This is a genomic window from Micromonospora sp. NBC_00362 (assembly GCF_026342155.1).
GTDB classification, from domain to species: domain Bacteria; phylum Actinomycetota; class Actinomycetes; order Mycobacteriales; family Micromonosporaceae; genus Micromonospora; species Micromonospora hortensis.
The window spans coordinates 6646826-6660920 of sequence record NZ_JAPENH010000001.1; the positions used below are offsets into that span (position 1 = coordinate 6646826).

At 71.8% G+C, this 14095-nt stretch carries 14 protein-coding genes; 12 read left to right on the forward strand and 2 right to left on the reverse strand.

Annotated elements, in window-relative coordinates; genetic code table 11:
- Nucleotides 1-74: 74 nt before the first annotated feature.
- Entirely contained in the window at nt 75-647 is a 573-nt protein-coding gene (locus OG992_RS30755) for a TetR/AcrR family transcriptional regulator (protein WP_091403732.1), read from the reverse strand.
- A gap of 77 nt (nt 648-724) precedes the next feature.
- Here OG992_RS30755 and OG992_RS30760 point away from each other — a divergent pair, with 77 nt between their 5' ends.
- The 3 genes from OG992_RS30760 to OG992_RS30770 all read left to right on the forward strand — a co-directional run bounded on the left by OG992_RS30760 (nt 725) and on the right by OG992_RS30770 (nt 3424).
- Nucleotides 725-1585 carry a carbon-nitrogen hydrolase family protein gene (locus OG992_RS30760; protein WP_266304967.1) on the forward strand — a complete coding sequence of 287 codons (861 nt, stop codon included), beginning with the start codon at nt 725-727 and terminating at the stop codon, nt 1583-1585.
- Nucleotides 1586-1650: 65 nt separating this feature from the next.
- Nucleotides 1651-2295 carry an HAD family hydrolase gene (locus OG992_RS30765; protein WP_238682662.1) on the forward strand — a complete coding sequence of 215 codons (645 nt, stop codon included), beginning with the start codon at nt 1651-1653 and terminating at the stop codon, nt 2293-2295.
- 199 nt (nt 2296-2494) lie between these two features.
- On the forward strand, nt 2495-3424 hold the full coding sequence (locus tag OG992_RS30770) for a serine protein kinase RIO (protein ID WP_266304968.1): 930 nt from the start codon (nt 2495-2497) through the stop codon (nt 3422-3424).
- Nucleotides 3425-3468: 44 nt separating this feature from the next.
- Here OG992_RS30770 and OG992_RS30775 read toward each other — a convergent pair whose 3' ends face one another.
- Nucleotides 3469-3717, reverse strand: a complete 249-nt coding sequence (locus OG992_RS30775; RefSeq protein ID WP_238682660.1) for a DUF2630 family protein — start codon at nt 3715-3717, stop codon at nt 3469-3471.
- A gap of 446 nt (nt 3718-4163) precedes the next feature.
- On the opposite strand from OG992_RS30775, the gene OG992_RS30780 reads away from it, so the two are divergent.
- The 9 genes from OG992_RS30780 (at nt 4164) to OG992_RS30820 (ending at nt 13910) form a co-directional block, all read left to right on the forward strand.
- Nucleotides 4164-5501, forward strand: a complete 1338-nt coding sequence (locus OG992_RS30780) for a cytochrome P450 (protein ID WP_266305303.1) — start codon at nt 4164-4166, stop codon at nt 5499-5501.
- Nucleotides 5501-6415, forward strand: a complete 915-nt coding sequence (locus tag OG992_RS30785; RefSeq protein ID WP_238682659.1) for a terpene synthase family protein — start codon at nt 5501-5503, stop codon at nt 6413-6415. The genes OG992_RS30780 and OG992_RS30785 overlap by 1 nt, the downstream gene beginning before the upstream one ends.
- Entirely contained in the window at nt 6408-8048 is a 1641-nt protein-coding gene (locus tag OG992_RS30790; RefSeq protein WP_266304969.1) for a prenyltransferase/squalene oxidase repeat-containing protein, read from the forward strand. Before OG992_RS30785 ends, OG992_RS30790 begins: the two co-directional genes overlap by 8 nt.
- Nucleotides 8049-8172: 124 nt before the next feature.
- A complete protein-coding gene (locus OG992_RS30795) occupies nt 8173-10731 on the forward strand; it encodes a nitrate- and nitrite sensing domain-containing protein (RefSeq protein WP_266304970.1) in 2559 nt (852 codons plus the stop codon).
- A 90-nt stretch (nt 10732-10821) separates the two neighbouring features.
- Nucleotides 10822-11244: a roadblock/LC7 domain-containing protein gene (locus OG992_RS30800; RefSeq protein WP_091403761.1), complete on the forward strand. Its 423-nt coding sequence runs from the start codon at nt 10822-10824 to the stop codon at nt 11242-11244.
- A gap of 5 nt (nt 11245-11249) precedes the next feature.
- Nucleotides 11250-11636 carry a DUF742 domain-containing protein gene (locus OG992_RS30805; RefSeq protein WP_030337267.1) on the forward strand — a complete coding sequence of 129 codons (387 nt, stop codon included), beginning with the start codon at nt 11250-11252 and terminating at the stop codon, nt 11634-11636.
- Entirely contained in the window at nt 11617-12228 is a 612-nt protein-coding gene (locus tag OG992_RS30810) for an ATP/GTP-binding protein (protein WP_238682656.1), read from the forward strand. The genes OG992_RS30805 and OG992_RS30810 overlap by 20 nt, the downstream gene beginning before the upstream one ends.
- A gap of 84 nt (nt 12229-12312) precedes the next feature.
- The gene (locus OG992_RS30815; protein ID WP_238681700.1) at nt 12313-12648 is read left to right on the forward strand and encodes a YciI family protein; all 336 of its coding nucleotides are present in this window, start codon (nt 12313-12315) and stop codon (nt 12646-12648) included.
- A 5-nt stretch (nt 12649-12653) separates the two neighbouring features.
- Nucleotides 12654-13910 (forward strand): RNA polymerase sigma factor, encoded by a 1257-nt coding sequence (locus tag OG992_RS30820; RefSeq protein WP_266304971.1) that lies wholly within the window; start codon nt 12654-12656, stop codon nt 13908-13910.
- Nucleotides 13911-14095 lie beyond the last annotated feature (185 nt).

Genomic DNA, 14095 nt, shown 5'->3' on the forward strand with positions numbered 1-14095 from the left:
CCTGTCACCGGAGGGGATCGGCGGCCCCATTGTGGAGGAGCCTCGCCACGGGCCTCCGACCGGTGTGCGCGTGGTCAGTGGCGGCGGACCGCCTCCTCCACGAGGTCGAGCACCGGGCCCAGGTCACCGGCCGGCCGGCCCATGGCCAGGTGCAACACGAGGCCGTCGTAGGCCAGCTCCAGGAACTGGGCCAGCACGTCGATCGGTACGTCCTCGCGCAGCACCCCGGCGTCGCGCTGGCGGGCCAGCCGGTCCCGGGTCGCCTCCGCTATCGCGGCGGACCGCTCCGCCCACCGTCGGGCGAACGCGGGGTCGGTGCGCAGCCGCCGGGAGACCTCCAGTTGGCTGCCCAGCCAGCCGGTGGTGTCGGGGGAGACGGCGCGGGCGAGCAGATCGCGCATCACCTGCACCAGGCCGTTGCGGGCCACCGTCTCGACCATCGCCGCGGCGTCGTCCTCGGCGACGGCGAGGAAGAGCGAGTCCTTGTCGCGGAAGTGGTGGAAGATCGCGCCACGGGACAGTCCGGTGGCCTCCTCGAGGCGGCGTACTGTCGCCCCCTCGTAGCCGAGCCGGGCGAAACACGCCCGGGCCGCGGCGAGGATCTCCTGCCGGCGAGCGTCGAGCTGGTCCTGGCTTACTCTGGGCACACGTCGATCGTCGCAGGTCACACGGGGGCATGCAAACCGTACGTACGGCTTGGGATGTCGCCGATTACCATCGCCCGGTGACCCAGCCCCGCACAGTGCCCAGCTCCCCGCTGACAGTGGCCACCGTCCAGGCCACCCCCACGCCGGGCGACGTCGCCGGCAACGCGGTCATCGCCGCCGACCTGGTCCGTCGAGCCGGCGAGCGGGGTGCTCGGGTGGCCGTCCTGCCGGAGCTGTTCCTCTGCGCGTACCACCCGCCGGTCCTCGCCGCTGACCCGGCCGGCACCGACGTCGCGGCCGATCCGGCCGGGATGGTCGCGGATCCCCGGCTCGACCCGCTGCGCGTCGCGGCGCGAGAGGCCGGTGTGACCGCGCTGGTCGGCGCGGCCGTCCGGCACCCGGACGGTCGGCGGACCATCGCGGCACTGGTGGTGGACCGGACCGGCGAGGTGCGGGTCGGGTACGACAAGCAGCAGTTGTGGGGCGACGAGCGAGAGCTGTTCACCCCCGGCGATCGGGGTGCCACGCTGCTCGTCGACGACTGGCGGCTCGGGCTGGGCATCTGCTACGACGGCTGTTTCCCCGAGCACGGCCGAGCCGCCGCCCTCGACGGCGCACACGCCTACCTGTGCCCCAGCGGATACCTGGCCGGCTCCGAGCACCGCCGGGATCTCTACTACGCCGCACGTGCCCTGGACAACACGATGTTCGTGGTCTTCGCCAACGCGGTCGGCGGTGTCGACCCGTGGCGGTTCAACGGCGGTGCGGCCATCTACGACCCCGAGGGACGGGTGCTGGCCCGCGGGGCGGACGACGGCACTGCGGTGCTCGTGGCGACGCTGGATCCCGTCGTGCTCGCGGCCACCCGCACGGCCCACTCGATGCTCGTCGATCGGCTGTCGGACCAGGGTGGCCCGCGGCTGTCGATGCCTGGCTGAGCCCTTCGTCAGCTCGATACCCGCCGCATCTGTTGGCGGACACGTCGGTCCCGTAGGGTGCCCGAGTGCCACTGCTCCTGCTGGACCTGGACAACACCCTGCTGGATCGGGCCGGGCCGTTCCGCCGCTGGGGTGAGCGCTTCCTGGACAGCATCGGCGCGCCCCACACCGACATCGACTGGCTCTTGTCGATCGACGCCGACGGTCTGACCGACCGCTGGGACCTCGCCGACGCCATCCGGGACCGTTACGAGCTGCGCATTCCCTCGATCGACCTCGTCGAGGAGCTGCACGACGGGGTGGTGGCGCAGACCCGGCTCGACCCCCTGACCGCCTGCGCGCTGCGGATCGCCGACGACGCCGGCTGGGTGCCGGTGGTGGTCTGCAACGGCACCGTACGCGTCGAGGACGCCAAGATTCGCCAGACCGGGCTGGACCAGTACGTCGCGGACTGGGTGATCTCCGAGGAGGCCGGCGTCAGCAAACCCAACCCGAGAATCTTCGCGCTCGCCGCCCAGCGGGTCCGGATGCCGCTGCGGGGGGCGTGGGTGATCGGCGACAGCCCGGAGGCGGACATCGGCGGCGCCGCCGCCGTCGGGCTGCCCAGCGTCTGGCTGCACCGCGGGCGCACTTGGTCGGACGTCCGGTTCGCGCCGAGCCGCACCGTGGACGGGTTGATCGCCGCGGTCGCCACCGTCCTGGCCCGCTGAGGGTCTTCGCGCCGCCGGTCGGATGTCCGAGCGACCGTTCGGTAATTCGGTTGACCGGCGGACGTGGTGGTACGAGCATTGTCCGCGCATGGTGCATCCCGGGCGTGGGCCCGGTCGAGGAGAGGGGGTCGGTCATGGCCGTCTTTGCAGGTCGCTTCCAGCTGCCTATCTCAGCCTCGACCAAGGGAACCTCACCACAGTGCGCGATCATGACCTTCCGGCGCTCGAGCGCCGCCGCGGCAAGAGCCGCTTCGACGACGACGAACCGCAGTTTCTGAAGCGCGGGCGGCCCACCGAGCCGCTCGCCGACCCGGACAGTGAGCCCGACCCAGACACCGGCGAGCGCTGGTCGTCCTGGGACGACGCCGTGCACGGGCCACAGCCGCACCCCGCCTGGCTGGTCACCGAGTTGGCCGCCAAGGACACCGAGTTGGGTGTGTTGAAGACCGGCAAGGAGGCGGACGTCCACCTGGTCCGTCGGGCCGTGCCGGACACCGACCGGTCCTGCCTGCTCGCTGTGAAACGCTACCGCGATCCCGAGCACCGGTTGTTCCACCGCGATGCCGGCTACCTGGAGGGCCGTCGGGTGCGCCGGTCCCGGGAGAACCGGGCGATGGCCGGCCGGACGGCGTTCGGCCGGCAGATGATCGCCGGGCAGTGGGCGGCGGCCGAGTTCGCCGCGCTGAGCCGGCTCTGGGAGATCGGCGCCGGGCACGACCGGATCGCCGTGCCGTTCCCGGTGCAGGTGCGGGGCACCGAGCTGATGCTGGAGTTCGTCGGTGACGCCGAGTCGGGGGAGGCGGCGCCCCGGCTGGCCCAACTGCGCCCCGACCCGACCGAGTTGCGTGACCTGTGGGCCCAACTGGTGGAGGCGCTGCGGGTGCTGGCGCGGGCCGGCTACGCGCATGGCGACCTGTCGCCGTACAACCTGCTCGTGCACCAGGGTCGGCTGGTCGTGATCGACCTGCCGCAGGTGGTCGACGTGGTGGCGAACCCGCAGGGGCCGGAGTTCCTGGCCCGCGATGTGCGGGTTGTCGGCGCCTGGTTCGCGGCCCGGGGTCTTCCCGCCGAGCAGGTGGACCCCGGCCTGTTGACCGGAGAGCTGCTGCGCGAGGCGGGCCTGCGCTGATCGGAGCGGGTCGGGCGGCCACACCGCCCGACCCGCCATGCCGGCTATTGCAGGTAGCGCTCCACCTCGGGCTTGGGGCGTTCGCCCTGGGCGTCCGGGTCGCCGTGGGTCTCCCGGGCGGCCCGTCGGCGGCGCAGCAGGTCCCAGCACTGGTCGAGGGACTCCTCCAGGGCGCGCAGTCGCTCGCTGGTCTCGCCCTCGGTGCCCGACTCGTGGGCCTGGGCGTCGGCACGCAGCTTGTGTTCCTCGTCGACCAGCTCGGAGATCCGGTTCAGGATGGTCTTGTCGTCCATGTCACAGAGCCTGGCACAGGGTGCCGGGCATCGCCCGGATTCGGGGGTACCGGTGCGTCCTGGGTCACCGCCCGCACCGGCCAGCCCGAGGCCGCCCGTCCGGTGCCGATGCCGCAGCCAGGTCGGCGGCATCGCGGCCGTTTCGCCCCACAGCGCTAGGTCGTCGGCGCACCCGGCGTGGTGTCGTTCCTGAGTATCCATTCAGGATTCCCACAAGGTTCATACATCGACGAACGTGCACGCGCTTAGATGGAAATTGCGCCGTCCGCAAGTCTGGAGGTGCCCCTCGTTTGGTGAGATGCTTCCGGCGGCCCAGAAGGTGAAAGTTTCATCAACCCGCGCGACCGAAGTGGACCGCTGCGGTCGCCGGGACGACGAGGAGACGTGGTTCGATGTCACAGGTGTCCGAGGCGCGCCCTGTCACCGTCAGCACCGAGCCCCGGACGATCCCGTTACGAAGCGCTCTACCGGCACTGGTCCGCGATCCGCTGGGCGCGCTGGTCGACTTCGCCCAGGACGCCGACGGCGACGTCGTCCGGCTCAACCTCGGCTCGTTCCGCCCCTATCTGGTCAGCCATCCTGAGCACCTGCAACGCGTCCTGCGCGACAACGTTGCCAACTACACCCGGGACGGCGACGGGTTGCTCTGGCGACCCGTGCGCCGAATCGTCGGTGACGCCATTCTGGTCGCCGAGGGTGATGTCTGGGAGTCCAGCCGAGGCGCGCTGCAACCGTTGTTCACCGCCAAGCGGGCCGAGACGCTCGTCGACAAGATGGCCGAGGCGATCAACGAGGCGGTCGACGAGTGGCTCGAACCGGCGCTCGCCGGTCGGCCGATCGACGGCGGCGCCGAGCTGACCCGGATCGTCCTGCGCACCACGATGCGGGTCCTCTTCGCCGACCGGATCTCGGTCCCCGACGCCCTACGGATCAGCGCCGCGCTGAACACCCTCACCACAGCGATGCTCCCCCGGCTACTGATGCCCGCCGTGCCGTACGCGGTCCCGATCCCCGGCGACCGGCGCTTCCGCGACGCGGTGCGCGCCATCGACGAGGTGGTGCTGCCGATCATCCGGGAGGCCCGGGCCCATCCGACCGACGGCGACGACATCATCTCCACGCTCTGCCGGCCACGCGCCGACGGCAGCGAACCCGACGAGTACGCGATCCGCGGCGACGTGGTCGCGATGTTCTCCACCGCCACCGAGACCACCATCGCCCTGCTCTCCTGGCTCTGGCCGGTCCTGGCGTCCCGGCCCGACGTGACCGAGCGGATGACCGACGAGATCGAACGGGTGGTCGGCACCGAACGGGTCGGCCGCGAACACCTGCCCCACCTGCGCTACGGCCGGATGGTGCTCGACGAGATGCTGCGGCTCTACCCGGCCGGCTGGATGATCCCGCGCACAGCTGTCGGTGCCGACGTGCTGGGCGGGGTGCGGATCAAGGCCGGCGGCACCGTGCTGGTCAGCCCGTACGTCACCCAGCGGATGTCGACGTTCTGGACCGACCCGGCGCTCTTCGACCCGGAGCGGTTCGCGCCGGAGTTGCCCCGGCGGCGCTACCGCTACTCCTACTTCCCGTTCGGCGGGGGCCCGCACCAGTGCCTCGGGCAGTACCTGTTCCTGTTGGAGGCGCAGCTCATCGTCAGCACCGTGCTGAGCCGCTACCGCTTCCGGTTGCGCGAACCAGCCGACCTCACACCTCGGATGGGCGCCTCGCTGCAACCCAAGCAGCGCGCCGAGGTCATCCTCACCCCGGTCGAGCGCCCGGCCGCATCGTGATGGAGACCCCGCCTCCGGCGCGGGCCGGTCAGGACGCGGTCGCCGAGCAGGGTCGGGTGTGCGCGCTCGCCGTGCGCGGCGTACGCGACCTCCAGGGCGTCACCGCCGCCCACCCGGAGCTGTTCGACGCCGCGCCGTTCGACCCGGCGCTGCTCAGCTCGGTGGCCACAGTGGTCGCCTTCATCGCGCCCTGGCACACCGCCGCCGAACTGCGGATCACCACCCGTACCGTGCTCTGGGTCTTCGCGGCCGACTGGCAGGTCGACTACCTCGCCCGGTCGGTGGACGACGTCCGGCAGGTGGTGAACGACTGCCTGGCGGTGGCCGACGGCGCGGCGCCGCCACCGGGGCGACACCTGGCCCGGCTGCTGGCCGACCTGCGTGACGAACTGGCCACCGTGCCGGCGTTTGCCCGGTTGCGCCCGATCTGGCGCGACGAGCTGGCGCGGATGCTCGCCGCCGGGGCTCGGGAGTGGGACTGGAAGAACCTGCCGACCGACCCGACCACCGGGCGACGCCTGCCGGACCTGGACCGCTACCTGGAGAACGCCGACAACTCCGGCAGCTCCTTCGTCAACGTCACCCACTGGATAGCCACCGGCGACGAGAAGACCCTCGCCCAGTTGACCGACCTGCTGGACGCCGGACGTGGCGTGCAGCGGGTGCTGCGGCTGGTCAACGACCTCGCCACGCAGAAGCGCGACGCCGAGTGGGGTGACCTGAACGCGCTTTCGCTGGTCGACGACCCGGCGCAGGTGCACGACCGGCTGGCCGAGCTGACCGCCCGGTCCCGGGGAGATCTGGCCGCCCTCGCCGAGCGGTGCCCCCGCCAGGCGGACTACCTCAACCGGCAGATCTCCTTCACCGGCGGCTTCTACCAACTGTCGGACTTCTGGGGGGAGCGCGATGAGTGACTGCGCCACTCGGGTGCTCGCCGACGCGGCGACCACCGCTGCCGCAGTCGCCACCACCACCACCGCCCCGGTCGCCGACGCCGCCCGCGAGTTGATCGCCGGCCTGGGTCTGCGGCCGTGGGGGCAGGTCGCCGCGTCGGTGTACGAGACCGGGCGGCTGGTCGCCGTCGCTCCCTGGCTGACCGGGGACCACCAGCGGATCGCGTTCCTGTTGCGCGGTCAGCGCCCGGACGGGGCGTGGGGCCCACCCGAGGGGTACGCCCTGGTACCGACGCTGAGCGCCACCGACGCGCTGCTCGCGGCGCTGGCGGACGGCAGGGCCGGGACGGAGCTGCTCGCTCCGGTGGCCCGTGGGCTCGGCGCGCTCGTCGGCACGCTGCTCCCCGGCGACGCCCGGAATCTGCCGGACACCCCCGCGCTGGACCTCATCGTCCCGGCGCTGGTCGACACGATCAACGACCGGCTCGCCGGGCTGGAGCGGGCCACCGCCGCCCGACTGCCCCGTCCGCCGTTGCCGCTGCCCACCGGGCTCACCCGGGACCGGCTGCGCGCGGTGCGGTCCGCGGTCGCCGCCGGAACGACGCTGCCACCGAAGCTGGCCCACTTCTACGAGATCCTGGACGCGGTACCCACCGACGCCGGCCCCACGCTCACAGCGATCGGCGCGTCACCCGCCGCGACCGCGGCCTGGCTGACCGCGGCCGGACCGGCCGCCGGACCCACCGCGCACGCCTTCCTGCGGGCGTTGATCCGGGACGGAGGCGGCCCGGTGCCCTGCCCGGCGCCGATCACCGTCTTCGAGCGGGCCTGGGTGCTCAGCGGCCTGCACCGGGCCGGGATCACGATCAACCCACCGGCCTCCGTCCTGGAGAGCCTGACCGCTGCCACCGCCGGCCAGGGAATCGCCACCGGCGACGGGCTGCCGACCGACGCCGACACCACAGCGGTGAGCCTCGTCGCGTTGGCCCGGCTCGGCCGTCCGGCGGACCCGGCCAGCCTGTGGGCGTACGAGACGGCAGACGGTTTCTGCACCTGGCCGGGGGAGGACGGCTTCTCGGTCACCACCAACGCCCACGTGCTGGACGCCTTCGGTCAGCGCCTGACCCGGCACCCGGACGCGGGGGAGCGCTATCACCGGGCGGTCGACCGGCTGAGCGCGGTGCTGACCGGGCACCAGCGCGCTGACGGCGCCTGGCAGGACCGGTGGCACGCCTCGCCGTACTACGCCACCGCCTGCTGCGTGCTGGCACTGGCCGAGTTCGGGCGGGGTGCGGCCGCCGCCGAGGCGGTGGATCGGGCGGCCGGTTGGGTGTTGAACAGCCAGCGCCCGGACGGTTCGTGGGGGCGGTGGGACGGCACCGCCGAGGAGACCGCGTACGCCCTCCAGGTGCTGCTGACGGTGCCGACGACGGTGCCACGGGTCGACGACGCCGTGGCGCGTGGACACGCCTACCTACACGAATCCGCTGACCGGGAGCACCCTCCACTGTGGTACGGCAAGGAGCTGTACTGTCCGACCGTCATCGTTAGCGCCGCGGTGCTCGCCGCCTGTCGACTGGCCAGCATCCGTGCTTCCGGCGTGGACCGATCGGTGGTGGATTGCGGTTACCGGTCAACAAAAACAGCAACTTGAGGGGTTGTGTGGACACTGCTAGCGTACGCAGAGCCTCAGCCCCGGATGGCCCGCTGTGGTGGGACGTCGCCCCCTCTGATCATTCGTTGATGAGCTGAGTCAACGCCCGGCCTGGGACGGTTCAATGCGTTCTCGCGGTACGAGTATCCGCACCAAGGTTGTCGCCCTGCTGCTCTCCCTGGTCGCGCTCTGGATGTTCGCGGCGTGGGTGACCCTGCGCGACGGCTTCAACCTGCTCGGTGTCCAGCTGATCAACAGCAAGGTCTACGCGCCGAGTGAGCCGTTGTTGCAGGAGCTCCAGGTGGAGCGGCGGTTGAGCCAGGCGTACCTGAGCAACCCGGAGGCCGCGCAGCGGACGGCTCTCGAGGCCGAACACCGCAAGACCACGCAGCTGGCCGCCGACTTCGCCGACTCGGTGCGCAACTGGCAGGTCGACGTCGCCGGCAGCTCCGCACTGGACACGCAGCTCGGTATGACGATCGCCCAGGTGAACACCCTGGAGCGGACCCGCGCGGAGGTGCTGGACCGCAAGATCGACCGGATCGCCGCCGCTGAGTCGTACACCGACGCGATCGAGTCGATCTTCCAGATCTACGACGTGACGGGCAGCCTGGACGACAAGCAGATCGCCGGCGAGGCCAGGGCCCTGATCCAGCTCAACCGGATGAAGGAGCTGATCTCCCAGGAGGACGCGCTGCTCAGCGGCCTCTTCGGCAACGGCCGGATGAGTGGGCCGGAATACGTCCGTTACACCAGCCTGGTCGCCGCGGAGCGGTTCCTCGGCGAGGAGGTCCGGGTCCGCCTCGCCGACGCCGACCAGCGCCGTTACCAGCAGCTCGTCGAGGGTGAGGCGTTCACCCGACTGCGGGCCGTGCAGGACAGCATCATCCGCGAGGGCCGGCCGTCGACCCAGTTGCCGGTCGGCGCCGAGCAGTGGCGGGGCACCGTCGAGCCGGCGCTGGCCGAGGTGAACGACACGGTGACCACCGGCGGCGAGGGCATCGTGGACCGGGCCACCGGCGTCGCCGTGATGGTCGTCGTCCGGCTTGTGCTCGCCACCGGCCTCGGCCTGCTCGCCGTCATCGCCTCGGTCGTCGTCTCCATCACCACGGCCCGGACGCTTCTGCGCCAGCTCGAACGGCTGCGGCAGGCCGCCTGGCAGCTCGCCGACGAGCGGCTGCCCCGCGTCGTCCAGCGGATCGGCCGAGGCGAGGAGGTCGACGTCGCCACCGAGGCGCCCCCGCTGGAGTTCGGCACCGACGAGATCGGCCAGGTCGGCAAGGCGTTCAACGCCGTCCAGGAGACCGCCCTGCGCACCGCCGTCGAGCAGGCCGACCTGCGTCGCAACGTCCGCGAGGTCTTCCTGAGCCTGGCCCGACGCACGCAGGCGCTCGTCCACCGCCAGCTCACCCTGCTCGACGCGATGGAGCGCCGCGAGCACGACGCGGAGGAGCTGGAGGACCTGTTCCGGGTCGACCACCTGGCCACCCGGATGCGGCGCAACGCGGAAAACCTGATCGTGCTGTCCGGCTCCACCCCCGGTCGGGCCTGGCGGCGCAACGTCCCCATTGTCGACGTGGTGCGCGGCGCCGTGGCCGAGGTGGAGGACTACACCCGGGTCAACGTGCTGCCGCTCGGGCCGGTCTCGCTCGCCGGCCGCGCGGTCGGCGACGTGATCCACCTGCTCGCCGAGCTGATCGAGAACGGCCTGTCGTTCTCCCCGCCACACACGACCGTCGAGGTCCGCGGCCAACTGGTCTCCAACGGGTTCGCCATCGAGATCGAAGACCGGGGCCTCGGCATGAGCGAGGAGGACCTGGCCGCGGCGAACCACCGGATCGTCGACCAGTCCGAGCTGAACCTCGCCAACGCCGCCCGCCTCGGGCTCTACGTGGTGAGCCGGCTGACCGAACGGCACGGCGTGCGGGTACGGCTCAAGGAGTCCGCGTACGGCGGCACCACGGCTGTCGTGCTGATCCCGCTGGAGTTGGTCACCGAGACCGGCGCCTCCCCGGAGGACTCCGGCTCGTTCCGGACCGGCTCGGCCATCGCGATGCCGTCGGCGCCGACCCCTGACACCGGCCGTCCGGCGTCCCTCGCACCGGTCGCGCTCGCCGCACCGACGACCACCGCATCGGAGGTGGCGGTGACCTCGGCGGCGCCGATGCCGTCCGACGCCACCGCGCCGACCACTGACGAGGAGGCCGAGGCGGACGCCGTTCTCCCCACCCGACAGCGGACCACCCCGGCGACCGGCACCCCCGACCTGCCCACCCGCGCCCGGCGCGGGCCGGCTCAACCAGCGCTGGAAGCCCCGACCGTGCCCACCGGCCTGCCCGCCGTCGACCGCACCCGCCCGGAGACCCCCGATGCGGAGCCGGCCGCGGCCGGTGACGACAGCCCGGTGCCCGCCGGCGCCGATGCGGAGCGGACCGACTCCGGCCTGCCCGTCCGGGTTCGACAGGCGAACATCGTTCCCGAGTTGCGAGACGACCCGGCGGTGTCCGAAAGCGACGACGAGGATGTGGTGCGCCCACCGGAGCAGGTTCGCCGGATGATGAGCTCCTACCAGACCGGCACCCGGCGTGGGCGGACCGACGCGGCTCGGCTGCTCGGCGGCGCCTCCGGCACCCCGGCGGCGACGCCGTCCGAGCCGACCGACGAGGATCCACAAGCGACCTGACCGAGCACCGACGACGCGGGTTGCCGCGCGGTGTGACGGTCGAGCCCAGACGAACAACGGCGCACAGCCGGGCGAGAAGAGGACGACGAAGTGACCCAGAAGACGGCTTCGAGCGCCGACCTGACGTGGTTGCTGGATGACCTGGTGGGCCGGGTGAAGCAGGCCGAACACGCGGTCGCGCTCTCCACCGACGGCCTCTTGATGGCCTCCTCCCAGGGGTTGAGCCGGGACGACGGCGAGCACCTCGCAGCGATGGCGGCCGGCATCCAGAGCCTCGCCCGAGGCGCCGGCAAGCGTTTCGGTGGTGGGCAGGTGCAGCAGACCATCATCGAGATGCAGTCGTCGTTCCTGTTCGTCACCGCGGCCGGCCGCAACGCCTGCCTGGCGGTACTGGCCAGCGAGGACGCCGACGTCGGCCTGATCGCCTACGAGATGGCGATGCTGGTCACCCGCGTCGGCAAGTACGTCGCATCACCGTCGCGCGGCACTGATCAGCAGGTCGGCGAGAGGTAGCGGCGATGACCGTCCAGGGGGAGTCCGCAGACCATCAGTGGGTGGATGACCACGCGGGTCCGGTGGTGCGTCCGTACGCGGTGACGCGTGGTCGGGCCCGCCCGGTCACCGGCACCTTCGACCTGATCTCCCTGGTCACGGCGACCCGAGCCGAGGTCACGCCCGAGGTCGGTCTCGGTCCCGAGCATTTGGCGATTGTCGGGCTGTGCCAACGCATACAGTCCGTCGCCGAGATCGCCGCCCATCTCGACCTGCCGGTGGGCACCATCCGGGTGCTCCTCGGTGATCTGGCGGCCCGCAGCCTGGTGCAGGTCCGCGAGCCGCAGACCACGGCCGGTCTTCCCGACAACAGCATCTTCGAGGCGGTAATCAATGGACTACGGGCACTCTGACCGGCCGGCGGGAGCGACGCCACTGCCCACCGCGATCAAGATCCTGGTCGCGGGCGGCTTCGGCGTGGGCAAGACGACAATGGTTGGCGCGGTCAGCGAAACCCGGCCGTTGCGCACCGAGGAGGTGCTGACGGAGTCGGGGGTCGGCATCGACGACCTGTCCGGGGTGGAGAGCAAGACCACCACCACCGTGGCCATGGACTTCGGCCGGATCACCATCAGCGATGATCTGGTGCTGTACCTTTTCGGCACGCCGGGGCAGGACCGGTTCTGGTTCGTCTGGGACGAGTTGGCGTTGGGGGCGATCGGCGCTGTGGTGCTGGCCGACACCCGCCGGCTCGCCGACTGCTTCCCCTCCATCGACTACTTCGAGGGTCGGGGCACGCCCTTCGTGGTGGCGGTGAACTGCTTCCAGGACGCCCGGAAGTACCGGCTCGACGAGGTGCAGGCCGCGCTGAACCTGGACCCGGGTGTGCCGGTGCTGCTCTGCGACGCCCGGCAGCGTGAGTCCAGCAAGGAGGTGCTCGTCACGCTGATGGAGCACGCCATGAAGACCCGCGAGGCCCGTCGTCGCGCCGCCAACGGAGACTGACCGAAGTTTTTCGGGGAGGGTGTCCGGAACGCCGCCCGCCGATCGTCATGCTGGCGACACCCCGAGAAACCAGGGAGCGACCAGATGAAGTACATGATGTTCGTTTGCAGCGACACCGAGCCGGACACCGACCCCACCGAGCTTCCCGACATCCACAAGTGGGTGGCGGAGAACGACTCTCGTGGCCGCCGCCTGACCGGCAACGTGTTCGCGTCGACCAGCGCGGCCACCACCGTCCGTGTTCGCGACGGTGAGCTGCTGGTCTCCGAAGGGCCGTTCGCGGAGACCGCCGAGGTGATCGTGGGCTTCGACCTGCTCGACTGCGCTGACCTGGACGAGGCGATCGAGGTGGCCCGCACCCACCCGATGGCCCGCGAAGGGCGACTGGAACTGCGTCCGTTCGCGGACCTGTCCGACTGACCGAGTTGTCCACCTCGCAGCGCCGGCCGGTGCGCACCCCGGCACCGGCCGTCGCGGCGGCGGAGGCCGTCGCGGCCGCCAGCGTCGAGGCGTACCCCCGGATCGTCGCGACCCTGATCCGGGTGACCGGGGACTGGGCGTTGGCCGAGGACTGCGCCCAAGAGTCGTTAACCGTCGCGCTGGAGCGGTGGCCCACCGACGGGGTGCCGGCCAACCCTGGCGGTTGGCTCATGACGGTGGCACGCAACCGGGCGATCGACGTGCTGCGGCGGGCCACAGTGGAGCGGCGCAAGCTGCACGACCTGGCGTTGCTCACACCAGACGAGGCGCAGCCCGAGCCCGAGATCAGGCAGGACGTGGTGGACGACCGGCTGCGCCTCATCTTCACCTGCTGCCATCCGGCGCTCGCGCTCGAGGCCCGGGTGGCGTTGACGCTGCGAACCGTCTGCGGCGTGCCGACCGCTGACATCGCGCGCCTGCTGCTGGTCAGCGAGTCGACGATGACCCGGCGGTTGACCCGGGCGCGCACCCGCATCGCCCAGGCCGGCATCCCGTACCGGGTGCCGGGCGGGCCGGCGCTGACCGAGCGGCTGCCCGGCGTCCTCGCCGTGCTGTACCTGCTGTTCACCCGGGGCTACGTCGCCGACGGCGAGCCGGCCTTCGCCGACGAGGCCGTCCGGCTGGCCCGCCTGCTCGACCGGCTGATGCCCGACCAGTCCGAGGTCGCCGCGTTGCTCGCCCTGGTGCTGTTCCAACACTCCCGTCGAGACGCCCGCCGCGACGCCGACGGCAACCTGCTCACCCTGGAGCGGCAGGACCGCGACCGGTGGGACCGGGCCGCCATCGCCGAGGGCCTGGCCGCCCTCGAACGGGTACGCCACGACGGGCCGTACGCGTGGCAGGCCCGGATCGCCGCCTGCCACGCCACCGCCGTCTCGGCCGACGCGACCGACTGGCCGACGATCGCGCGGGCCTACGACGCGCTCGCCGACCTCCGCCCCTCACCGGTGATCGCGCTCAACCGCGCTGTCGCGCACGGCTACGCGTACGGGCCGGCCGCCGGGTTGGTACTGCTCGACGCGGCGCGCGCCGGTGGCGGGTTGGACGGCTATCCGCTCGCCGTGGCGGTGCAGGCCGATCTGGTGGCCCGGCAGGGCGACCGGCCGCGTGCGGCCGGACTGTTCCGGGAGGCGGCGGCAGCGGTGGGCTCAACAGCCGAGCGCCGTGCGCTGCTCGACCGGGCCGACGAACTCACCCGGTAGCGGAGCGGCAACACGCCACCAGGAGCGGTACGTCGGTCATCTGGACCGGCACCGCCTCGCCGATCAGGGAGTTGGTGAACTGCCAAACCAGGCACCACCACTCCATGATCGACGGGCCGGGTCCGTTCCCCCACTCCGCGATCTTGCACTTTCTGTCCCGACACAAGGGGCATAACCGCTCATGT